Source organism: Singulisphaera rosea, from assembly GCF_054877945.1.
Map to the genome: position 1 here is coordinate 70,373 of NZ_JBTYIP020000030.1, position 21,546 is coordinate 91,918.

The 21,546-nt window shown below is 65.7% G+C and carries 18 protein-coding genes and 1 pseudogene; 6 read left to right on the forward strand and 13 right to left on the reverse strand.

Annotation, left to right across the window (positions count from 1 at the left end; translation table 11 throughout):
• Positions 1 to 137: 137 nt before the first annotated feature.
• A complete protein-coding gene (locus ACYOEI_RS33400; RefSeq protein WP_462854360.1) occupies positions 138 to 4,250 on the reverse strand; it encodes a carboxypeptidase regulatory-like domain-containing protein in 4,113 nt (1,370 codons plus the stop codon).
• Positions 4,251 to 4,264: 14 nt separating this feature from the next.
• Positions 4,265 to 4,672, reverse strand: a complete 408-nt coding sequence (locus tag ACYOEI_RS33405) for a BlaI/MecI/CopY family transcriptional regulator (RefSeq protein WP_462854363.1) — start codon at positions 4,670 to 4,672, stop codon at positions 4,265 to 4,267.
• A 702-nt stretch (positions 4,673 to 5,374) separates the two neighbouring features.
• On the opposite strand from ACYOEI_RS33405, the gene ACYOEI_RS33410 reads away from it, so the two are divergent.
• Positions 5,375 to 5,989, forward strand: a complete 615-nt coding sequence (locus ACYOEI_RS33410) for a DUF6794 domain-containing protein (RefSeq protein ID WP_462854450.1) — start codon at positions 5,375 to 5,377, stop codon at positions 5,987 to 5,989.
• 55 nt (positions 5,990 to 6,044) lie between these two features.
• On the opposite strand, the gene dnaA is transcribed toward ACYOEI_RS33410, so the two are convergent.
• The 6 genes and pseudogenes from dnaA to ACYOEI_RS33440 form a co-directional block, all read right to left on the reverse strand.
• Positions 6,045 to 7,448: a chromosomal replication initiator protein DnaA gene (gene dnaA / locus ACYOEI_RS33415; protein WP_462854365.1), complete on the reverse strand. Its 1,404-nt coding sequence runs from the start codon at positions 7,446 to 7,448 to the stop codon at positions 6,045 to 6,047.
• Positions 7,449 to 7,893: 445 nt separating this feature from the next.
• Positions 7,894 to 8,097, reverse strand: coding sequence for a hypothetical protein (locus ACYOEI_RS33420; protein WP_462854367.1), 204 nt, complete (start codon positions 8,095 to 8,097; stop codon positions 7,894 to 7,896).
• Positions 8,098 to 8,419: 322 nt separating this feature from the next.
• Positions 8,420 to 9,226 (reverse strand): response regulator, encoded by an 807-nt coding sequence (locus tag ACYOEI_RS33425; protein ID WP_462854369.1) that lies wholly within the window; start codon positions 9,224 to 9,226, stop codon positions 8,420 to 8,422.
• Positions 9,177 to 9,458 (reverse strand): PAS domain S-box protein, encoded by a 282-nt coding sequence (locus ACYOEI_RS33430; protein ID WP_462854453.1) that lies wholly within the window; start codon positions 9,456 to 9,458, stop codon positions 9,177 to 9,179. Before ACYOEI_RS33430 ends, ACYOEI_RS33425 begins: the two co-directional genes overlap by 50 nt.
• A gap of 85 nt (positions 9,459 to 9,543) precedes the next feature.
• Positions 9,544 to 10,302: pseudogene (locus ACYOEI_RS33435) on the reverse strand (PAS domain-containing protein); the annotation flags it as partial.
• 79 nt (positions 10,303 to 10,381) lie between these two features.
• The gene (locus ACYOEI_RS33440; RefSeq protein WP_462854372.1) at positions 10,382 to 10,627 is read right to left on the reverse strand and encodes an FmdB family zinc ribbon protein; all 246 of its coding nucleotides are present in this window, start codon (positions 10,625 to 10,627) and stop codon (positions 10,382 to 10,384) included.
• Positions 10,628 to 10,810: 183 nt separating this feature from the next.
• Between ACYOEI_RS33440 and ACYOEI_RS33445 the strand changes: the two genes are divergently transcribed.
• Together ACYOEI_RS33445 and ACYOEI_RS33450 are read left to right on the forward strand one after the other, a co-directional pair.
• On the forward strand, positions 10,811 to 11,494 hold the full coding sequence (locus ACYOEI_RS33445; RefSeq protein WP_462854374.1) for an NAD(P)H-hydrate epimerase: 684 nt from the start codon (positions 10,811 to 10,813) through the stop codon (positions 11,492 to 11,494).
• A 940-nt stretch (positions 11,495 to 12,434) separates the two neighbouring features.
• Complete coding sequence (locus ACYOEI_RS33450) at positions 12,435 to 13,589, forward strand: hypothetical protein (protein WP_462854376.1); 1,155 nt, start codon at positions 12,435 to 12,437, stop codon at positions 13,587 to 13,589.
• 795 nt (positions 13,590 to 14,384) lie between these two features.
• On the opposite strand, the gene ACYOEI_RS33455 is transcribed toward ACYOEI_RS33450, so the two are convergent.
• Positions 14,385 to 14,669: a hypothetical protein gene (locus tag ACYOEI_RS33455; RefSeq protein WP_462854377.1), complete on the reverse strand. Its 285-nt coding sequence runs from the start codon at positions 14,667 to 14,669 to the stop codon at positions 14,385 to 14,387.
• Positions 14,670 to 15,037: 368 nt separating this feature from the next.
• On the opposite strand from ACYOEI_RS33455, the gene ACYOEI_RS33460 reads away from it, so the two are divergent.
• The gene (locus ACYOEI_RS33460; RefSeq protein ID WP_462854378.1) at positions 15,038 to 15,424 is read left to right on the forward strand and encodes a hypothetical protein; all 387 of its coding nucleotides are present in this window, start codon (positions 15,038 to 15,040) and stop codon (positions 15,422 to 15,424) included.
• Positions 15,425 to 15,574: 150 nt separating this feature from the next.
• Here ACYOEI_RS33460 and ACYOEI_RS33465 read toward each other — a convergent pair whose 3' ends face one another.
• The gene (locus ACYOEI_RS33465; RefSeq protein WP_462854380.1) at positions 15,575 to 15,985 is read right to left on the reverse strand and encodes a response regulator; all 411 of its coding nucleotides are present in this window, start codon (positions 15,983 to 15,985) and stop codon (positions 15,575 to 15,577) included.
• Between the two features lie 145 nt (positions 15,986 to 16,130).
• Here ACYOEI_RS33465 and ACYOEI_RS33470 point away from each other — a divergent pair, with 145 nt between their 5' ends.
• Together ACYOEI_RS33470 and ACYOEI_RS33475 are read left to right on the forward strand one after the other, a co-directional pair.
• Entirely contained in the window at positions 16,131 to 16,955 is an 825-nt protein-coding gene (locus ACYOEI_RS33470; protein WP_462854382.1) for a bestrophin-like domain, read from the forward strand.
• Between the two features lie 109 nt (positions 16,956 to 17,064).
• The gene (locus tag ACYOEI_RS33475) at positions 17,065 to 18,219 is read left to right on the forward strand and encodes a winged helix-turn-helix domain-containing protein (protein ID WP_462854384.1); all 1,155 of its coding nucleotides are present in this window, start codon (positions 17,065 to 17,067) and stop codon (positions 18,217 to 18,219) included.
• 467 nt (positions 18,220 to 18,686) lie between these two features.
• Here ACYOEI_RS33475 and ACYOEI_RS33480 read toward each other — a convergent pair whose 3' ends face one another.
• From ACYOEI_RS33480 to ACYOEI_RS33490, 3 genes are all read right to left on the reverse strand, one after another.
• Positions 18,687 to 19,901: a S1C family serine protease gene (locus ACYOEI_RS33480; protein ID WP_462854387.1), complete on the reverse strand. Its 1,215-nt coding sequence runs from the start codon at positions 19,899 to 19,901 to the stop codon at positions 18,687 to 18,689.
• Between the two features lie 356 nt (positions 19,902 to 20,257).
• Complete coding sequence (locus tag ACYOEI_RS33485; protein WP_462854390.1) at positions 20,258 to 20,860, reverse strand: zf-HC2 domain-containing protein; 603 nt, start codon at positions 20,858 to 20,860, stop codon at positions 20,258 to 20,260.
• Positions 20,860 to 21,546 carry an RNA polymerase sigma factor gene (locus tag ACYOEI_RS33490; protein WP_462854392.1) on the reverse strand — a complete coding sequence of 229 codons (687 nt, stop codon included), beginning with the start codon at positions 21,544 to 21,546 and terminating at the stop codon, positions 20,860 to 20,862. The genes ACYOEI_RS33485 and ACYOEI_RS33490 overlap by 1 nt, the downstream gene beginning before the upstream one ends.

Here is a 21,546-nt window from a genome sequence, read left to right on the forward strand (position 1 = left end):
CCGGCGATTGAGACGCCATGCCCTCGCACTTCGACAAATGTCGTTTGCACCGGCCATCCTATCGGACAGTCGTCGCAGATCCAAGAGAGTCGCGACGATGCGGCTCGTAAAAGCCGCATCGTCGCGGTTCGTGAGTACTACTTGAGGGCCTCCGAGATGACGGCCCCGATGGTGTCGCCCCTCAATCCCATGGCCTTCACCGTCCCATCGGGAGCGATCAGGAATGTCGCCGGGATCGCCTCGACGTGATACGCATCGGTTAGGCCGCCGTCGGTAACCGCGCCGAGGAACCCCTGCTTCCATGCGATCCCTCGGTCCGCCACGAACTTGCGGGGCGCTTCCTTGTCGGCGTCCAGGCTGAGGCTCAGCATCGCGAAGCGGTCGTCCTTGCCGAATCGCTCGAACGCGGATTTCAACTCCGGGACCTCGGCGACGCACGGGCCGCACCAGGTCGCCCAGAAATCGAGCAGCAGATACTTGCCCCGGAAGTCTTCGAGCTTCACGCGACCACCGTCGAGCGTCTCGACGTCGAACGATGGGGCGGCCTGTCCGACCTTGAGCGTCTGCTTCGGCTTCGGATGCAGCGTGCCGAGGTCATAGGGCTCATCGCTATGGCCGCCGGGGATCTCCGGAATCGTGAACTGCCTCGTGGCGAAGGTCACTCGAGCGGTCGCGTTGGCGAGCCCGTAGATCGGATCGGCGCTGTAGATGAGCCGCAGGCGATAGTTGCCCGGGGGCAAATCCTCGGCGCGGAGGGTTCCGTCGGCCTGGAGTTTCGCCTGGCCGAGTCGATACCAGGCCCGGCGATAAGCGTGGCCTTCGGACGAGGCCCACCAGCGTTTCCCCCAATCGGCCATCGATCCATCTCGCTTGGCCCTCAACTCCGCAGGGAAGGGGAGGCTTGGCCGATCGCTCTCGATTTCAAACTCGGAATGGGCCGCGTAGTCGGCCTTCGGGTCGAACCCGGCCGGCGGGGCGATTTTGGCAACCACCGGTCGGCCCTTGCCGCCGATGTCGGCCTTCGCCGTCTCGCCTGATCGGACCTCGACCAGGGTGCCATTCGACCATGCCTTGAAGTTCGTTCCCGCGACCGATCCGGGGGCAACTCGTACGTCTCCGGGGACCACACGCTCGAACATGTAGTGCCCCTGTGCGTCGGCTTTCGTCTCGCTTTGGTCGGAGATATAGGGGACGTCGGGATTCCCCAGCCGATCGGCGAATGTGCGGACCTCGGCCCCGGCGGAGGATTTGGCCCCGGACCGGATCATTCCCTCGATTCGGCCCCAAGGGGCGGCCTTGATGGTCGGACTGGCCTGAAATGCCGGCCGAGGGACCTCCGCATAGAAGTCGGGGTGGACGACGACGAGGGCGAAAGACTGACCTGCCGGGTCGGGCTCACGGGCCACGGAGAATCGGCCTTGCTCGTCGGTCTTCACGGCCGTGACCTTGCCGTCGGGATCGAGCTTCCCGTCCACGATGCGGACGGTCGGCAGGCGCTTTTGGCCCGCCAAGGGATAGGTGACGGCCACCTCGGCACCTGCCAGTCGGCTGCCGTCGGGGCGCAGGACGACTCCCGAGAGGAGGTTGCCTTGTGGGGCAGCCTCCTTCGCGAGCTTGACGTCCAGCCTGACCTGGCCTTCGTCTCTCCGGACCGCCCGCGACTCGAACGGTCGGTATCCGTTGGCCTTGATCCGCAGGCGGAACTCGCTCGAGCGTTCGGCGTCGAGGTCCGCCTGGAGATGGCCCTGCGACGCGAAGGCGCGGTGATCGTCCTGCCAATCGACCTTCCCCGTCGCGGCGTTGGCGATGCCGACCTCGACCTGGGCTTCCTCGACGTTCCGATTCGTCTCGGCGTCGACGACCTTCCCGGAGATCGAGAGCGAACGCCTGAGCGTGATCAAGACCTCGCCGTCATCGGGGGCGACTCGCTGCTGACTGACGCGACTATAACCGGCCCGGTCCGCGTCGAGCAGCACATGGTCGGCCGGGGCATCGTCCCAGCGGAACCGGCCCTCGGAGTCGGTCTTGAGAAATACGCCGAGTGTCCGATAGCTGTGCCAGGAGTCGACGATGACGGACGCCCCGGCGATCGGCTTGCCTTGCGAGCCGACGATGCGACCCGTGAGTGTCTTTCCCGGTCCCAACTCGATCTTCGACGACCCTCCCCCGGCCCGCGCTTCGACCACGCTCAACGCGGGAGCGTGCCCCCGGGCGATCACCTGGAGGACGAGCTTGCCGGTCGGCACCTGGGGGAACCGGAACCGCCCCCGATCGTCGGTGGCCATCGTGGCGAGGTCCGAGTGGAAGGTCTCGAGGGCCGACTGCCGGAACCAGCCGACCTCGGCGCCCGGCACGGGCTTTCCGTGCTCGTCGACGACCTCGCCCGAGACTTCGACACCCTTTTTCAGGACCTGGACATCGGAGAAGTCGCGGAGTGCTTCGAGGGATTTGTTGCCCGGATCAGGCTGCGAGCGGGGCGTCGGCGAACCGTGACGGCGGGCGTGCTCGCCGTCGTCGGCCAGGTAGTCCGGGTGCGACAGATAGAGGTTGGCGAAGGTCATGTCACGGAAGCATCGGCACCGCCAACGGCCCTGGTCGTCGGTGGTGGCCTCGACCATGTAAGCCAACTCGTCCTTCTGCTTCTTCGACCCGAGGTAACCCCAGACCTTGACCGTCACACCGCCCACCGGCCGGCCTTGTTCGTCGGTCACCTTGCCGCCAAGGGTCTGTTCGCCGGGATTCAACTCCACCACGAACTGGCCGGGAAGCCTGGGATAACGCGAGTCGTTCTCGAAGAAGTAGTGCCGCTGCTGGACGTAACCCTCGGCCCAGACGTCGACGTTGAACGAGTCATCGAATCTGCGTTGGGAAAGGTCGATCCTGATGCGACCTTCGGCGTCGACCTTTCGGGTCGTCTCGACCTGGTCGATCAAGGGTCGGACGCTCGCGTTCGCGATCGGCCGGCCCGTCTCTTTCGCCCTGACGATGATCTCGATGGCGTCCAGTGGCTTCTTCTCTGGGGCAGCCCCCTCGGCCTTCTTCACCGGGGCCTGCGGCTCGTCGACGGCCCTCGATCGGGACGGTTCCAGCGTCCCGAGCACTCCGCCTGTCGCCGCGACGACGACCGCTACACCGAGCCGGGACGGCCATCGCAAGAGGCAAAGCGAAGCCCCTCGGGTGCGGTCGATCCAGGCCAGCCGTCGACCCAGGTTGGAACCCCTTGCCATCGCCAGGCCGATCGACGGCCCGGGCCTGCGGATCAGCCCCGAGGCGACTTCCAGCAGCGACGCGCGATAGGCCTCCGAGCCCCCCAGGCCGTGGACGCAGAGGTCGTCGCACGCTTGTTCCCGGACGTCCTCCATGATGCGGCCGATCAGCCAGACCATCGGATGGGGCCAGTAGACCAGTTGGGCGAGTTTCCTCACGAGGTTCCAGCCGAAATCCCCGCGACGCACGTGCCCGAGCTCATGGAGCAACACCGCGTCGATCAGGCCGGGGCCTGCGGAGTCGCACAGCCTCGCGGGTACGATGACGGCGGGACGCAACCAGCCGACGACGATGGGGACAGAAGGCCTGTCCGAGACCAGGAGGTCCACTCCCCTCTTGATCCCCATCTCGACCCGCCGACGACGTAGCGTGTCGGACCATCTCACGTCCGTGATGGGCGAGCTTTCACGCCTCAAGCGGGCGATGCCCACGCACGCGAACACCAAACGGATCGCCAGCAACGACGTGCCCACCAGGTAGACGCCGAAGGCGATATCGAGCCCCCCCGGTCTGGGCTGCGCCTGGGCCGCCGGAGCCGGGAGGGGTACGGGTGTCGGCCGTGCCTGGGAGTCGAACACTTCCGGCACGAACGGCATCGGCGGTGGCATCGGCATCGGCATCGGCGGTAGCATCGGCATCGGCGTTTGAATCAGCGTCGGCGTCGGCGTCGATGATGGGGCTGTTTCAGGGAACGAGCCGACCGTGGGCCGGGGTTCTGGGATCGGTGCCGCCTCGTGCGCGATGATCCGTTCGGTCGGGACCGTGATGAGTAGCCTGGGCAGGGCCAGGTCGGTGGCGGGGATCAGGAGCAGCCCGACGAGGCAGGCATTCCACAATGCGGAGCGTACGAGCGCCCGGCGACGCCCCAAGATCCAATGGAATCCGTATGCAAGGCTGATTAACGTGGTCGCCTTGAGGGCGACATCGAGTGCGATCAATACCGTCCGCGGGCCCGCGAGGGGCATCCCAAAGGACTCAATCACGGTCTTCCTCCTTCTTATTTATCCCCGTCCTCTGACGCACCGCCCCCACCTTCCCGTCGCTCGGGGGCTGTCTTGAAGAGTGCCTCGAACTGTTCGGGGGTCATCCGCTCGTCTTCCATCAGCCGAAGGACCAGGTCCTGGACCGATCCGTCGAAGAAGCGCGACAGCACGTTTCGCAGGACATGCCGCTGGGCCTTCTCTCGCCCGATGATCGCCCGGTAGATGTACGCCTTGCCCGATAGCTCATGCCGGAGGTAACCCTTGGACTCGAGCACGCGCAAGAGAGTGCGGATGGTCGAGTCGTGGAGCGGGTCCGGCAAGGCTTCGCGCACCTGATCCGCCGTGGCTTCGCCAAGCCTCCAGACGGCATCCATCACCTGGGCCTCGCGGCCCGTCAGGGTTTCATTGGCCGGCCTGGCCATCGAGTTCGCTCCCCCGTTAGTTATCTAACCGGTCTCTCGGGAAGGCTACGATTCGCCGGATCGCCAGTCAAGAGGCTTCCGTGAATTCAATAACGGGACGACGGGAACTCGTCCCGATTGGGAGTTGGGGTAGAGAATGCCGCCTTGGGCGACGGGCGTATCTGGGGAAGCGGATTGCTTGGGCGATGCCGTTCGGGCCCGCGTGATCTCGGGGTTCGCTTCGCCCTCGTCCTGGCGGACCGGCTTCGCCGCCCTGACGCCCGTTCCGAAAGGTCCGAGCCGTTAGGCCGGAGGGAACTTGTCTAATTCTTTCAACGACCCGACATCGGGCTAAAATCAGCCACGGATGTGACACGACAAGTGGAGGTAAGCTTATCCGCAGATGACGTAGATTGATAAAGGTGAAAATATTGGAAATTTAAAATAGGTTATGGGGCGAAATTGGTGCTATGACAGAAGCCGAGGGTGCCACGGGGTCCGAAGACGGAACCCGTGGCACCCTCAGACAGATCTTCAGCACCGATTTCGTCCCATGAGCTTTCTTAATTTTATTTGACCTAATCTGCGTCATCTGCGGATAAGCTTCAGCCTTCCTTTTCTCGTCCGTTCCTTAGCCAATGTCGGGTCGTTGAATTCATTGAGTCGGCGGAGATCTGTGAATGTCGAGTCTACACCCCGAACCACGACTCGTGGCCGCCGACCATCGACGAGGCAGTCGAGCGGGTCCTTGGCTGTCTCTCCGGACGGGATCGACTCATCCTCAGGGACACCCATGAGGATAACCTGGCTGCAAGATTTCACTTCGGGCCTGGTATGTCGATCCGGCACGAGTTCGGGCTCTGGCGGGGAAACAACCGGCTCATGGCATCCTGCGGCGAGACGAATGCTGATGATGTCGCGGGATCGATCATCCACGCGGCCTGGCGTCGAATCCAGCCGTTGGACATGACTCGGGCGGTTCCCCCTCATTTTGTCCCACGGGACGCCTTGACCCGCTACCTTCTCCAACACTATCGGCACTTGCTCTCTGCGGATGAGTTAGAGCTGCTGAACCACGAGGGATGGTTTACAGTTGGCGGCCCGGACGATCCTGATCGGTTGGGGGTCGCCCGTCTCTCGGCACCTCCCGCCCTGCGAGAGCGGGTCGGCCGAGGGCTGCGGGCTCTGTACGAGGAGCTCGTTGAGCGGATGCTCCGGGAGCATTCCGCCGAAATAATCATCAATCGATGTCCGAGTTGCAAACAGGTCTGCAGGACCCCAAAGGCCAGGCAATGCTGGGAGTGCGGTCACGACTGGCATGCCGCCGGGATCGCATGACCTCGATTTGAGCCTCGCCCGAGACTCTTTACGAGTTCCCGACGTCGGCTCGGCCTCAGGCGCCGAGGGTCCGTTCGAGGGCGGCGAGGACGTCGGCGACGGTTTCGAAGCCGGCGAGGAGGGCGTTGCGCTCTTCGTCTCGGAGCCAGCCGACGACTTTCTTCTCGGCGGAGATGACGGTCGAGTGGTTCCGGCCGCCGAAGTGGCGGCCGATCTCGCTGTAGGCGACGCCGGTGTGCTTGCGGGCGAGGTACATCGCGAGCATCCGGGGGTAGGTCAACGCGCGGGCGCGGCCGTCCGACTTCAGGACGTCGGGCTCGATCTCGAAGAGCTGGCAGACGGCGCGTTCGACGTCGCGGAGGGCGACCGCCTTGGCGGTGTGGCGGATGGTGTCGCGGAGGGCCGACTTGGCGAGGGCCAGGTCGAGCCGCTTGCCCGTCAGCACGGCGTGCGCGATCAGGCTGTGGAGCGCCCCTTCGAGCTCGCGGACGCTGGCACGGAGGTGCTCGGCGATGTAGCCGAGGACCGAGTCGGGGATGTCCACCCCGCGCGCCGCGGCCTTCGCCTTGAGGATCGACCGCCGGGTGGTGGGGTCGGGGGCCTCGAGCTTGACCACCATCCCGCCCAGGAACCGGGTCCCGAGCTCGTCGGTCAGCTTGGCGATTCGCTTCGGGTGCTGGTCGCATGCCAGGATGATGGGGACACCCTCGGCGATCAGGGCGTTGAAGGTGTGGAGGAACTCGTCCTGCGTCGCGCGCTTGGCGGCGAGGAAGTGGATGTCGTCGACGATCAAGGCGTCGGCGCCACGGAACCTCGAGCGGAAGGAACTGAGCGTCCCCGATCGCATGGCGTCGAGGAAGCCGTTGGTGAAGGCCTCGGCCGTCGTGGTGATCAGCTTCAGGCCGGGGTGACGGGCCCGTAAGGCGTGGCCGATCCCCTCGAGGAGGTGCGTCTTGCCGAGCCCGACCCCGCCGTGGATGACGAGCGGGTTGAACGCCCTCCCCGAGGTCTGCACCATCTCGAGCGCCGCGGCGTGGGCGAGTCGGTTGCAGGTGCCGGTCACGAAGTCGTCGAGCCGCTTCGGGGGCCTCGGCGTTCGCGAACGCTCGGGGGTCGGCGGGGCCTGGGGCGTCGGCACGATGACGCTGGGCTTCTTCCGATCGTCGGCCGGGCCGGGCTCGACCACCTGGCCGACGTTCGGCTCGGCCTCGCCGTCGACCTGGAACGAGAGTCGCAAGGTCCGCCCGGTGACCTGTTCGGCCGCCTCGATCAGGTTGGTGGCGAAGTGTCCCTGGATCCACTCGCGGAAGAAGGCGTTGGGGACGCCGACCTCGAGAGTGTCCCCATCGACTCCGAGCCGAACCCCTTCGCCGAACCAGAGCCCGAACCGCCCTTCGCCCAGACGCTCGGCCACCGCCTCCCGCAACGTCGCTTCCACGCTTCCCAGTTGTCCCGCCATGGTCAACTCCCGTCGCAAACAAGCCTGCGTGCGGCCGGGGTGTCGGGCGCGGGGCGCCAGGGCACGGTCCACCAGCCAGGATGGATATGCCTCTCGACCTTCACCTTGTCAAAGAGCTAGGACGGGGATGTTGGCGGAATTTGGGTAAAATGCGAGGGTGCGTCGGAGGGGCGCGATCGTAAGCCAGCCGATCACGACAATGGTGGGGCCGAGGCCTGAGCGGAAGACACTTTTGACGCCGAGGCGTTGACTGCCACTCGTTCGCGGACGATGGCCTGGGATCTGGGCCGGAGGAGGGGGCATCCCCCAAGAACCTCCGTCCTGGGCGATGCGGGGATTCCTTTGGATCGGGATCGGGGCGACTCGGGCGCGCCCTCGGCTTCCGTCCAGGCCTGTTCGATCGCGATCAGCATCTCGTCGTCGAGGCGTAGTCCGGCCTCATGGTTTAAGAGATCGATGAGGGTTTGCACAACCTGCTCTTCGCGACCTCGTCTCGGGAGACGTCGACTTGGATGAGCCATCCGACGATGGTCGCGACCTCGGCGAAGAAGATCGCCCTGGCCTGCGCCAAACCTGCCTCGAGTTGGTATCGGTTGAGGGCCGAGAGGAGGCGGTTATAGGTATCGGTTGCCTGCTGGGGGGTCATCATCCGCAAGTCGTCGGAACGACCGGAGGGAGTCTGAGCTCAAAAGGGAAACGCCCGAACCTTTCACGTGCTAAACGTCGCGGGGCGGCTCAATCTTCGGCCAGCGTCTCTGTTCCGAGAGGTTGCTGCGCCGGAGAGATGAGCAGCCCCGCGATCAGACGCCGTGTATCGGCGTTGCAAGAGGGCGGGACCATCTGTTGCGCCTTCAGCTGATAGATCGCGATTATCCGGGCGTTTGAGCTCGGGTGACATCGGGAATATGCGAGAAATGGAGGAGGGTTTTTCCTGGCAGGATCCAGGACGCTCTTGCTTCCGCCCTCGATCTTCAATGCCCCGAGAGCCATCCGGCCCGGATGGCGTAGGCGACGATCGCGGCTCGGCTCTCGAGGTCGAGCTTTTCCATGGCGCGGGCCTTGTGGGTCTCGATCGTTTTGGAGCTGACTTCGAGCTGCGATGCCACTTCCCGGTTGGTGAAGCCTCGTGCGATGAGTCGTAGCACTTCCTCCTCGCGGTCGCTCAGCGCCTGCGTCGGCGAGTTCGGCCGGGGCGATCGTTGGACGAGGTCGCCGAGCAACTCACCGGTCAGGTTGGGGTCGAGGTAGGTGCCGCCCCTGGCGACCGTTCGAATGGCCTGGATCAGGTCGTCGGCCGCCGCCCGCTTGAGCAGGTAACCCGAGGCACCGGCCTGGATCATCTGCTGGAGATAGCCGCGGTCCTCGTGGACCGTCAGGGCCAGCACTTTCACCCCTGGACTTTCCCGGCGGATCCTTTCGGTGGCCTGCGCCCCGCCAAGTAGTGGCATGGAGATATCCATGACCACCACATCCGGCACCAACTCGGCCGAGCGTCGGCAGGCCGTTTCGCCCTCGGGGGCCTCGCCGACGACTTCCATGTCGGGCTGCGAGTCGATGAGGGCTCTCAACCCTTCGCGGATGACGTTATGGTCGTCCGCCAAGACGATCCGAAGCTTGACCACCTTCGGCTCCTCCTTCGGTTGATCGGTTGATTGGGATTCGGGCTCGGCCCCCCCTTCGGAGGATCGATTGATCGGGATCCGGGCGCGGATCAAGGTCCCTTCGCCTTCACCCGAGTCGATGAGGATTGTCCCGCCGATCCGTGAACCGCGTGCCATCCTTGCGGGCCTGCCAACGTTCGTCGGAGGCACGTCCTCGCTGCAACGCCGTGCGGGCCTCCGCCTCCGGCGCCTCGGCCGCGACATCTTCCGGGGGAAAAAGCATGGCGAAGTGGTGGCCGAGGACCTCCGACTGGGGGTAGCCGAAGGTCGACTCGGCGTCCGGGCTCCACGCGGTGATCTTGAGGGTGGGGTCCAGGGTGATGATGACATAGTCGGTGGCGCTGGCCACGATCAGCCGGAGGCGTTCCTCGCCGGCCCGCCAGGGCCGCCTCGGCTTCCTTCAGGTCGGTGATGTCGGGGCAGGCCCCGGCCATCTTGCCCGCGTCGTCCGACGCGTCCTTGAAGACGTCGCCCTGATCGCGGAGCCAGCGGGCTGCCCCGTCCGGCCAGACGACTCGGAACTCGACGTTCAGGGGACGGCCTTGCAACACGGAGACGCCGACCGTGTCCCGGACCTGCGTGCGGTCGTCCGGTTCGATATGCGACAGGAACTCGTCGAACGGGCGGACGGTCTCCTCGGCCGGCAGTCCGAGCAGCGCATTCAGGTTGGCATCCCGGTGGTGGGCGTCGCCCGGCACGTCCCAGGTCCAGGTCCCCATCCGGGCGGCGGCCAGCGCCAACCGCAGTCGATCCTCGCTCACACGCAGGGCTTGCTCAGCCTCTCGACGCGCCGTCACGTCGCTGTCGGCGCCGAACCACTCGACGATCCGGCCATCCGCATCGAACCGCGGCGTCGATCGCGAGAGGGGCCAGCCCACCGTGCCGTCCGCGCGGAAGACCCGATGCTCGAGCTCGAAGACGCTCTTCGTGAGGATCGCCTCCTGGATCACCGCCCGGACGTGTGACTGTCCATCCGGTGGGATGTCGCGGTCGAACCAGCCCGGGTCGGGGATCTCGGTATCGGCGAGAAAGTCCCCCCCGTGCAATGGCCGCATCTCGGTCCACTCGGGATCGTGACGGTAGAAGGTCTCGTTCGACGCGATGAGCAGGCCTCGGGGTCGGGCGGACATCGGCCTGGACTCCCTCTGGCGGACGAGATCGGGCGGCACGGGAAGGCCTATCGGGGCGGTCATGGAGCGGGTGACGGGGCCCGGGACCCGACCCTTCGGGAGCACGAATGCCCGAGGGCCGTTGGGACAGGGCAGGGCAGGGTCAGTCGAGCGAGCACATCCCGGAGCCGCAGCCCCCGGAGCCGCAGCCGAACGACGGGCCGCTCGGGTTGCAGATGGGGAGTGAGGAGGAATTGCCACCGTTCGTCTGGGCCGAGGCGGGGACGCTGAACTGCTTGGCCAGGTCGATCCCGCCGCACTTCGGGCAGTGGGCGGTGTCGCCTTGGCCTCGGATCAGGGTTTCGAAGGTGTGGTCGCACGGCTCGCAATGATATTCGTAAATCGGCATGATCGGAAGATTTCCCGAAGGGTCCGGAGTGCGGTCGTGATCGGCCCCGAGGGCCTCGATCCTTCGGCCATTGTGAAATTCCGCGCCCGGGGCTGTCAATGACGGGTAGAATCCCGAACGATCGGGCCTGTTTCGCCCCGTGCTGCTTTGCCCAGGGGGATCCCGAGTGGGGGGGACGTCGCCATGAAGATTCGCCCGCTCTCGCGTGACGAAGTCCGGAGCCTCGACGCCCGAGCCGCCGACGAGCTGGGCCTGGCGACGCTGACCTTGATGGAGAACGCTGGCCGAGGCGCGGCCGCCTGGCTCCGTGACCGAGGGCTGGGGCCGAGCTCGAAGGTCCTGATCGTCTGCGGGCCGGGCAACAACGGAGGGGACGGCGGCGTGGTTGCCCGACATCTCGACTCGTGGGACATCGGCGTCCGGGTCGTCTGGTTCGCTCGGGCCGATCGGCTCCGGGGCGACGCGGTCGTGCAGTGGAACATCCTGGAGCGGTCGAGGGTCGAGCAGGCGTATTGGGACGGCGAGATGCCGGCCGGGTTCGAAGGCTGGCTCTCGGAGTCGGACTGGGTCGTCGACGGACTCCTCGGCACGGGCCTGACACGTCCGGTCGAGGGACCGTTGTTGGATGCGATCACTCGGCTGAACGAGTCGGGCAAGCCGATCCTCGCGCTCGACCTCCCCTCGGGCCTCGACGCCGACACCGGCAAGCCGCTTGGCCTCGCGGTCAAGGCACGCGCGACGGCCACCTTCGTCGCGCCCAAGCTTGGGTTCGCCGCCCCCGGCGCCCGCGACTACACGGGCGACGTCGCGGTCATCGAGATCGGGGTCTCCCGATCCCTCCTGGAATCCTTCCGGGCCGAATCGTAGGCGTCGCCCTCCCCGTCTCGGGGGGATGCGAGCGACTGGATCCATCGTGAGCAGGGCGCCCTCGGTGCTGTGACCGTGGTCGCGGGTGCAACGGTGTTTATTCGTTGGGTGCCACGGGTCCCGTCTTCGGGCCCCGTGCGGATAAGGCCTGGCCTGATGCCTAGATCCTGAGCCAGGAGAGGATCCCGACAGGGCCGCTGAGAGCCGTTGTCAACGAGCCCTGTGCCCAACCTCCGTGGAGGCGGCTGGGCCTGGTCCGCACGTGGTCCGAAGACGGAACCCGTGGCACCCTCGACCTCCGTTCTTCCACCGAAAATCGCGAAATGAGCCGGACCGTCTGCTTTGCACATAATCTGCTCTTTGTGCATGGATGCTGGGCTGAATTCTCCTGCACCGCTTCATAACGAAGGCAATAGAAATCACCTGTCGCTGTGCTTATGCGCGGTTTTGTGCCGGGTGCGCGAGGCAAAGTACGAAAGAATTCCGAGGATCCTTCCGTGTCGGGACCATTGCCCGCTTGGTTGGTTGGGGGCGCAGGAGATTGCCGACAGGTGTGAACTTGGCTTCATGTCGACATCGTCTCGGTCCAGAATATCGGCATCACGTGCGGTGAGGCTGTTCCCTCGGTTTCCCTCGAATGAGAAGCCAATGCAAGGAGGGGAAGTCGGACGGTCGGGGGAATTGTTCCGACGGGGCGGTATGCGAGGTATGCTGTGGCATGCGAATTGCCACAATCCATGCCGCCTCCTGCGGTCGGGGTCGAAGAGGTGGGCCGCAACCGGCCTGACGTTTCGCTGACGAGTACTGTCGTCGGTCCATTCTTCAATCCATGGCTGTCATGGAGCGGAGGGACGTGTCGCCTCGTCGTCCGGTCTCACCGGGCGTCGGACGCGGTGCGCGCGGGGTCCCTTTGTACCGAACGATTGAAGGAGCACCAAGAGTGAGCATCTACGAGCGTCTGCAACTGTCTTCGGATCGCCGCGATGACCGGGGGACTCGCCTCCGTGCGCGACGGACGTCGCTCCGCAATCGGCCGGAATTGGAGGGCCTAGAGTCTCGGACGGTCCTCTCCTCCCTCGCGCCTGGCCTGGCCCCGCACGCGATCCACGCCCAGCAGGCCGGCCAGGGCTCGGCGGCGCTCGGGGCGCGGAAGGTGACCAACGACATCAACCGAGTGCTCAGCGGGTCGAACTCGGGGGTCAATGCGTCCCTGTCGAGCCTCACCCGGCTGCAGAACCGCGAGACGTCGTCCATCAACTTCATCAACGCGAGCGCCAACAAGCTGCTCGGCAGCATCGGGAACACGTCGGGCAAGATCAACGGCCAGTTGGCCTCGCTCGTCGCCCAGGTCAGCGTCGCCTCCGCGACCGGTGCGACCGACCTCGGCCGTCTGGCGAACAACGTGCTCCGCACGCTGAACCAGGCCACGAACAACATCAGCTCGCTGCTCAACAACGTGCAGTCGACCCAGTCGGCCATCGCCGCCAACCTCCGCTCGCTGCTCGCCACCGCGGCGACCACACTGCCGAGCTCGGGCGGTGACCTCGCCAACGTGGTCACGACGGTGTCGACCGACCTCGGCACGGTCGCGAACGACCTCGCCGGGGTGCTCGGGCAGTTGCCGACCGGGCTCGGCAGCGTGCTCGCCGACCTCTCCTCGGGCCCCGGCGGCTCGGCGAACTTCAACCAGGCGATCGCCGACCTGAACTCGCTGATGGCGTCGGTGGGAGGCTCCTTCAGCACCGCGACGATCGACCTCGGCCAGACCCTGGTCGACACCCAGTCGTCCTTCGGCGCTTTCAACACCGACCTCAACACCGCGACGGCCAGCCTGCTCGCCGCCCAACTTCCCATCGTGAGCGACCTGGGCACGTTGAGCAGCCAACTCTCGGTCCTCGGCACCGGCGGGGCTAGCCAACTGACCGCCCAGATCAACGCGATCGACAACACGCTCCTCACGCTCGTCGTCGACGCCGCCGTCCTGGCGACCGACATTCAGACGACCGGCGCCTTCAACAGCGGGTCGCGATTCCTCCAGTCGATCACGATCCTGACGAGCGACGTCACCAACTACCTCTCGCTCCTCAGCAGTTGAGCTTTGGGCCCGGCCGGCCGACGACCTCCTCCCTGCTTGACGGCCGGCCGGGCTCATCCTCTCTCTCGCTCGCGCTTTCGAGCCTGGCAAGTGCGATAGCATTCCCTCCGCTTCGACGTTCTCACGTCATTCGCCCTGGTCATTCCCTCAATTAGTCGGGCCGTTGCGGCCGCCTTGCCAGGGCCTCCGTGCGTCTTCGCTGCTTCCCTAGAGCGGATCACGCTCGGATTGCATCCACCCGAATGGCGCTCGCGGCATGACGACTTACAGGCCCGAAGCGCAAGCGAGTGAATCGATTTTTGAACGATGATGATTCATTCGCTTGCGCTTCGGGCTTGTAGGAGAAGTGAGGAGGGCGAAGGTGGATGCAAAGATGCCCCCGGATGGGAAACTCCCTCCGCGATACTGGCGATCGTTCGGAAGCTCAAAGCAGACATCGCCTTGATCCAGCAATGGGTCGACCTTGGACCGACCTGGTCCGAACCGCAGCTTGTGGAGTCGTTGCTCACGCTGAATGGTCGGTGAGACCAGATCGTGAAGGAGGAGACCCGACCCACGTTCGGCGATACGGGCCTGATCTCTTAAGTTACGGCTCTTCGGCTGCGCCGGGTATGTTTTGGGCGTAGCCCCGGAATGCCAAACCTCGAGAGTTTGTCCCGAAATCCTTTCTTGAAAAAGCGAATTTCGGGACGGGTCCTGAGTCGACGGGGCGATACGGCCGACCTCAGGTTTAGACTTCGGGGACGACGAGGCGAAATCGTCCGAGCCACTGACGGACCAGTTGGCACCCGCCCCTCAAGCGGCTTCGACCGCGGCGGAGGGTGTAGGAACCAAGCTCCTCGCGGCATTCGTCCACGCTTCGGCTTCGGTCGAACCTCGCCCGAGTTCGACCGCCCCCGGATCGATGTGATCGAGGATGACCCATTCCCCGTCGCAGTATGCGGCGGAATCGCCATGCAATCGGATTGGCTCCTCATAAACGGCATCGGCCCGTGAATGCTTTCGCAGGACCGATTCTTCGTCGCTCATGAGGTCGAGTCCTTGTGTCGTCAAGAGGCTGCTGAAGATGTGAAGTCGCATCGCGATCCTTCCCTGATCGTGAGGATTGCTGAGTTTGGGAGTGAAGCTTGCTTCGCGGAGTGGGGGTACAATCTTCTTTAAGCATTTGCTGTGCCATTCGGGCTGATTCCTTTTGCGTTGCACCCGCGATTTGCAAACAGTCGGTCTTGGGAGATATTGCCCTGGAATGTGCATGTATGCCGAGTGAAACGCCTCGAGTCACAGGCCGCAGTTGGCGTCGTCGAATGAGTTGCTGATTTTGGCCTGGTTTCTGTCTTCTGGTAGTATTTTTGCCGGTCCTTTGAATTGTATGGCCGGAAGGCGCTGGATTTGCCGGCTTAACCATCGCCCCAGTGTTCGATCAATCCTGATCGTTGCGGAGGTTGGCGATGATTTATGGGTGGAGGGAGGACGAGATCCTCCTGGATCTCCATTCGGGCACTCTCGAGCGGCTCTGGGACGAGCAGCGCGAGGCGGAGGTGTCGCATCCTGTCCTCTTCTTGGTCTCTTGGGAGGCGTTCTGCGGCCATCTGGGAGCCCTCGCCGCGGCACTGACCGGCTACGTCAGCCGCCCCGCGGGAGACTCGGCGACCTGCGGGTGCATCGGATTGGAAGGGGTTAAGGATGCGTTCCTCGCCTACAGCCCGATCGACTGGCTGCTGGTTCGCCCCGAGCTTGTCGCCGCACTGTCTCGGGGGGACGGCCCGGTTGTCTTGCTAATCCTCGATAACCGCATCCGGGTCGCAAGCCTTTCCCATCAAGCGCAAGCCAACTAGACGTATACATATGTTGTTTAATTAAATTTCGTCAATAAAATATTTTTTAGTAGTAATAGGTGTGACTGATCTCAAGGCTACGTCAATCGCTCGATGGCGGCTGTGTGGCCAGCCCTGGAGAATCGACTCGAGCTGATCGAACTCCAGCGGCTAGTTCGGGCGGTCGCCGATCCCGACATCCTTCGAGCGTTCGCGAACGGCGGTCTCGCCGTAGCCGGAGACGGCGATGAAGACGCTCTCCCGGCAGCATTCGTGGTCGCGGATCGCCGCTGCCACCTCGTAGCCGTTCATGCCGGGCCGGCCGATGTCGAGCTTGATGACGTGCGGCTCGAAGGCCTTGGCGGACTCGATGCCCTCGAAGCCGTCGTTGGCCATCATCATCGAGTCGCCGCGATAGGCGAGCTGCCGCGAGGCGATCCTCGCCCTGTCGCGGTGGTCGTCGATGCGGGTATCGCTCCATCGTGACGGAGGGCAAGATCGTCCGGAGCGTGACGCTGCCCGACAATGGCAATGTGACGATCCTGGCCATGACCCTCGGTTGAGGCGAAACCAGGAGGCCATGGCGGACAGCCCGGCCGGCGCTCGGATTGAGGCGACTTCAAGAGGTCTGCGCCGGGCGACCTGACAAATCTCGAGCGAGGTGGCAAAATGTCGAGGAACTCCCGAGTGCCAATGGAGTTCCTGTTCGTGGAAACCAGTGCCGATCGTGAATCATGGTATTGTGATGCTTGATATCCTCCGAGATTGCCCGACTGGGCTCATCGTGTTCGTGTTCCTCGGGCTCATGGTGCTGTCCAACGAACTGGGATTCCGCGTCGGCCGCCGCCACAGCAAAGATGAGACCGAGGTTTCTCGAAACGCCGGGAATGCGTTCAAGGGCAGCATCTTCGGGCTGGTGGCGCTGGTCTTGGGGTTCTCCTTCTCGGCGACGATGAGTCGGTATGACCTGAGGCAGCGCATCGTGCTCGACCAGTCCAACGCGATCGGCACCTGCCACCAGCGGGCCGGGTTGCTCGACGAGGTATCCCGCGACCGGATCCGGGGTCTGCTTCGGGCGTATCTGGGGTCTCGCCTCGAGCAATATCGCAAGGGGCACGACAGTGCGGCGTTCGACCTCGCACAAGTCGAGGTCGACCGTCACCTCGCCGCGTTGTGGGAGGAGGTGGAGGAAGCAAATCGACGGGAGCCGGACATGGTCCGCAACAGCCTGATCGTGCCGGCCGCGAACGAGGTGATCGACCTCAGTTCGACGCGGACCTGGGCCAACCGGAACCACCTGCCCGAACCGGTCCTGTTCCTCCTGATGGCGAGCGTGCTCGTTGCCTGCCTGCTCCTCGGCCACTCGTCTGGACAGTCGGGGCTGCGCCACGCGAGCCTCTGGCTCGCCTCCAACGTGATCTTCGCCCTGGTCCTCTACGTCGTCCTCGACTTCGACCGCCCGCGACGCGGGTTGATCCAGGTCGACCCAACCCCGCTGATCGAGGTCGGCCACTCGCTCGGCGTCATGCCGGCGGGGCCGGCGTCGCGATGAGCCGACGGATCACCAAACCCTGCTCCACCGAGGAACGTCCGGCGGCACGGTCCCGGTGGGCCGCGAGAACATCTACGGTTATCGCTTCAGCTCGAGGGGAGATTGAGCGATGGCCGATCACTTGAGCCTCGACGAGGCACGCCGTATCGCCCTGGCCGCTCAAGGCTTTTGCGCCGAGCGGCCGAAGCGGGTCGACAACGGCCACTTGCGGCGAACCCATGAACGACTGGGCCTGCACCAGATCGACAGCGTCAACGTGCTCGCCCGCGCGCATTACCTGCCGGCCTTTTCGAGGCTCGGCCATTACGATCGATCGCTGCTCGACCGCGCCGCGTGGGGGACGGCTCGCGAGAGGCGGCTCTTCGAGTACTGGGCCCACGAGGCTTCGCTCCTGCCGCTCTCGCTCCACCCGCTCCTTCGGTGGCGGATGGCGCGGGCGGATCGGGGTGAGGCCGGATATCAGGGGCTGCGGGTGTACGCGGACGAGAAGCGGCCCGAGGCCATGCAGGTGCTCGATCGCATCAGGGACGAGGGGCCCCTGTCCGCTTCCGACTTCGAACGGAGCCGTACCGGCTGGTGGGAGTGGAGCGAGTCGAAGCGGATGCTCGAATGGCTCTTCTGGGCCGGGCACATTACAACTTCGACGCGTCGCCGGAGCTTCGAGCGGGTGTACGACCTCGCCGAACGTGTCATCCCTCCCGCGACCCTGGCGCTGCCGACGCCGGACGAGGCCGACGCCCGGCGTCGCTTGGTGGAGATCTCCGCACGCGCCTTGGGGGTCGCCACCGCCATCGAACTGCGGGATTACTTCCGGCTCCGCCCGGCCGACGCAACCCTCGCGGTCGCCTCGCTCGTGGAGGAGGGGACGATCCGTCCGGTCAACATCCCGGGCTGGCCCATCGCCTACATCCACAAGGACGCCCGTTGCCCCAGGAACGTCGACGCCAGGGCACTCCTCGCCCCGTTCGATCCGCTCGTCTGGGAGCGGGCGCGGACCGAGCGGCTCTTCGGCTTCCGCTATCGGATCGAAATCTACACGCCCGTCGAGAAGCGGCAGTATGGCTATTACGTGCTGCCGTTCCTCCTCGGCGATCGGCTCGTCGGGCGAGTCGATCTGAAAGCCGACCGCGAACGGTCAAGGCTCCTCGTCCACGCGGTACACCTCGAGCCGGATGCTCCGGACACGTCGAATGAGGAGCTCACGGCGGAACTTGCGACGCTGGCGAGGTGGCTTGGACTCGAGGAGGTCGTTGGCTCGCCGTAGACATGGACGCTAAACCAGTTGAGGTCCGTGGATATCCGAATAAAAAATGTGTGGATTTGTTTTAAAGATTGATGACATTATGAAGTTTGCATGTGTTTTTGTGATCGGTCGTCGGGTGCCACGGGTCCCGTCTTCGGACCCCGTGCGGACAAGGCTTGGACCAATGCCTCGATCCTCGGTCGGAAGAGGAGCCCGGCTCGCACCGTGAGAACCGCTGTCGACGAGCCCTGTGCCCGAGCCCGATAGCGCCGGCCGGGCCTGGCCCCCACGGGGTCCGAAGACGAAACCCGTGGCACCCTCGACCTCCGTTCCCACACGGATTTCGATCCATGAATCAAGGGTGCAATATGTCGTTGAATCTACCTTGTGGGCCGTCCGGGGTGTGACGCGGCCCGGCAACGGCAACGTGACGATCCCCGCCGTGACTTCCCTTCGAGGTGGCGTGGAACGGGACCGGGCGGGTGGCCTCAGGGCCGACGGGCGGATTGTGTCGGGCCTCGGCCCTGATTTTCGAGTTCTCGGATGCGGCGTTCGAGGGCTTCGATGCGCTCGGCGATGGCCTTGGGAAGGGCGGAAGCCTCGGCGTCTTTGTCTTTCGACTTCGCCTTCTCCGGCTCCGGGAGGATCGGGGCAGGGGGGAGCGAGGGCCTCGCGGCCGTGCGGACGATCAGGCGGTCGCGGTGTTCGCCCCGGAGGAAGTCGACCGTGGTGTCGCGGTTCGCGGGGGTGCGGTCGAGCCGGTCGGTCAGGTCGCCGGGAGTGTCGACGGAGTGGCCGTCGACGGCCACGACCCGGTCGCCGGCCCTAAGGCCCGCCCGGGCGGCCGGGGAGTCGGCGACTACGCCGTCGAGGACGGCGCCGGGGAGATTGCCGGAGGTGCCCAGGTTGAGTCGGACGCCCAGGTACGCACGATCGACTCGACGCTGGAGGCGGAGCTGGTCCGCGATCCAGAGCGCGTCCCGGGCGGGGATGGCAAAGCCGAGGTCGTGGTCGAACGTCTTACCGGCCCCGGTGTTGGAGCCGGTCCCGGGGATCGCCAGGCCGCTGCGGACCAGGCCGAGCCATTCGCCCCGGAGGTTGGCCACGAGCGCGCCGCTGTCGCCGGGGTGGAGTGAGGCGTTGATCTGGATCAGGCCACCGAGCGGCCTCGGGCCGACGTCGACGCGGCGGTCGAGGCCGGCGACCTGGCCTCGGATGACGGAATGGCCGAGCCCGAACGGGTTGCCGATCACCAGGACCTGGCTCCCGATCCTCGGCCCCTTGGCCGCCTGTCGGACCGGGCGCACCCCGCTCGGCTCGATCCGGAGCAGGGTCAGCCCCGTCTCGGCGTCGGCGGCCACCCATTGGGCCAGGTGGCGGCCCCCGGAAGCATCACGCGCCACGATCGGCGAGGCCGACGAGGGCGGGTCGATCCGGATCGAGAGCACGTCCCCACGGTCGTTGACCACGACCCCGGTCGCGACCCGACGCGCCCCCGAAGGAGCGTCGGCCACGGCGTATTCGAGCGCGACGGCCGAATCCCTGAGCCTGCCGATCGCCTCGGTGCTCTGGCGCTCGATCGCCTCCAGCACCGACGCGTCGTCGTCCGCGTCGGACGCGGGTACGGCGGGGCCGCACCCCGGCAGGAGCGTCAGCGTCAGGAGGAGGCCAGCGAGGATTCTGGGCACAAGGGCGTCGCGCATCGATCCGGACCAGATCACCGTGGTAGAGGTTGGGGGTCAGTCAAGCCGGGGCCCTCGACCCGGTCGGGGTCGTGCGGGCGGAAAAGGTCCACTTCACGATCAAGGCCGCGAGGGGATCTGCCGTATTATCGGCCAGGCGAAGGGCTCGGGACACAAGCCCTGGCCTCCGAAACGCCCGAGGGGGCACTCCGGCGAAGAGTCCCGGGATCCCAATGCCATGCCACCCCACTCGATAGGACGGGACGGGCGGCGAGACCGGGGACTTCGACGAGGGTGGGAGGAGGGACGCAATTCGACTCGGCCTAGATGCCGGCCTTCCGCCGTGCCGCTTCGCGTGCCGACGCGGTGTCGGGCGGTCAATAAGTCGGCTGCTTCCCGTCGCGAAGGTCGGGGCCCATGGGCGTCCCGTGGTCGAGGTCGTAACCCAGGCGGGAGGCCGGAGTGGTCTCGGCGATCACGGCTTCGGTGGACGACCGGACCGCGTCGGATCCGTTGTCGTCGGGCTCGGCAACTTCAGGCTGTGCGGCGATCGCGACGGTTGGTGCGATCGGGCGAGCGGCCTCGGCGATGCGGGCCCGGGCATTGGCGGCCTGCTGTCGCGTTCCGGCGGCGACCAGGACCGCGACGCAAAGGCTGACGCCCACGCCCAGGGAGGGCCAGAACCCGAATCCGAGCCCAAGTCGGGACCAGATCGAGAGCGACGTCGCCGCAGGCCGACGCGACTGGCGGATCTGCCGGGCGAGCTCGGGCCAGAGTGAGGGGGCCTCGGCCCGGCTCGGGGCCAGGGCGGCGGCGGAATGTAGGACGTCGAGGGCCCGTTCGAGCGAAACTCGGCGTTGCCGGCATGCCGAGCATCCGATCAGGTGCCGCTCGACCGAACGTCGGTCGGCGACCGGCAGCTCCTCGCCCGCCAGGAGCGGCAGGCGATCGTGCACCCACTGACAATGAGGATGGCCCATCAGTTTGTCTCCCGTCGCGTCAACTCCTGCCGTCTCTCCCAATGATCGCGGAACAAGTCGCGGGCCTTGGCCAATCGCCACCGCACCGTGGCTTCGCGGCGGCCAACGATGGCCGCCACCTCCGCGGACGAAAATCCTTCGAGGTCCCTGAGCACGAGGATCGTGCGGTACGGGACCGCGATTTTCTCGAGGATGAACCGGACCTCCTGCGCGAGCTCGGCCTGGACCCGAGGGTCGGGGTCGGGCAAGTCGAAAGCGTGCTGCCCGTCCTCCTGAGCTCGGTCGATCGATGAGGCGGCCGGCGCCTCACGCCGGCGGAGCCAATCGAGGCCGAGGTTGACCCCGACCCGGAAGAGCCAGGGGCCGAACCGCCTCGATGTATCGAATCGGTCGAGCCGGCTGTAGACCTTCCAGAACGTCTCCTGGGCCAGGTCCCGCGCCAGCTCCTCGTCGTGGACGAGGCGGGTCAGGACGCGGATCAATTTGCGCTCGTAACGCATGACGAGCGAGGCGAATGCCCCATCGTCACCGTCCCGGACGCGCTCGACGAGCCAGGCGTCGCCCCGTTCATCGGGACGATTGCCATCCTCGGCGCCGGCCACGTCCGGATCCGCGAACCTCGCCAGGGGAAGTGCGAGATCCTCCGGTCCTACGGGATGGCGCTGGCTTTCCGACGACTTCCACAT

Coding starts and splice junctions, on each gene's coding strand:
- ACYOEI_RS33425 (WP_462854369.1), bottom strand. CDS start 9,226: ATGGCACGCGGTTCACGGATCGGCGGGACAATCCTCATCGACTCGGGT.
- ACYOEI_RS33465 (WP_462854380.1), bottom strand. CDS start 15,985: ATGGCCTCCTGGTTTCGCCTCAACCGAGGGTCATGGCCAGGATCGTCA.
- ACYOEI_RS33460 (WP_462854378.1), top strand. CDS start 15,038: ATGATTTATGGGTGGAGGGAGGACGAGATCCTCCTGGATCTCCATTCG.
- ACYOEI_RS33480 (WP_462854387.1), bottom strand. CDS start 19,901: ATGCGCGACGCCCTTGTGCCCAGAATCCTCGCTGGCCTCCTCCTGACG.
- ACYOEI_RS33475 (WP_462854384.1), top strand. CDS start 17,065: ATGGCCGATCACTTGAGCCTCGACGAGGCACGCCGTATCGCCCTGGCC.
- ACYOEI_RS33445 (WP_462854374.1), top strand. CDS start 10,811: ATGAAGATTCGCCCGCTCTCGCGTGACGAAGTCCGGAGCCTCGACGCC.
- ACYOEI_RS33405 (WP_462854363.1), bottom strand. CDS start 4,672: ATGGCCAGGCCGGCCAATGAAACCCTGACGGGCCGCGAGGCCCAGGTG.
- ACYOEI_RS33420 (WP_462854367.1), bottom strand. CDS start 8,097: ATGATGACCCCCCAGCAGGCAACCGATACCTATAACCGCCTCCTCTCG.
- ACYOEI_RS33440 (WP_462854372.1), bottom strand. CDS start 10,627: ATGCCGATTTACGAATATCATTGCGAGCCGTGCGACCACACCTTCGAA.
- dnaA (WP_462854365.1), bottom strand. CDS start 7,448: ATGGCGGGACAACTGGGAAGCGTGGAAGCGACGTTGCGGGAGGCGGTG.
- ACYOEI_RS33490 (WP_462854392.1), bottom strand. CDS start 21,546: ATGTGGAAGTCGTCGGAAAGCCAGCGCCATCCCGTAGGACCGGAGGAT.
- ACYOEI_RS33485 (WP_462854390.1), bottom strand. CDS start 20,860: ATGGGCCATCCTCATTGTCAGTGGGTGCACGATCGCCTGCCGCTCCTG.
- ACYOEI_RS33455 (WP_462854377.1), bottom strand. CDS start 14,669: ATGCGACTTCACATCTTCAGCAGCCTCTTGACGACACAAGGACTCGAC.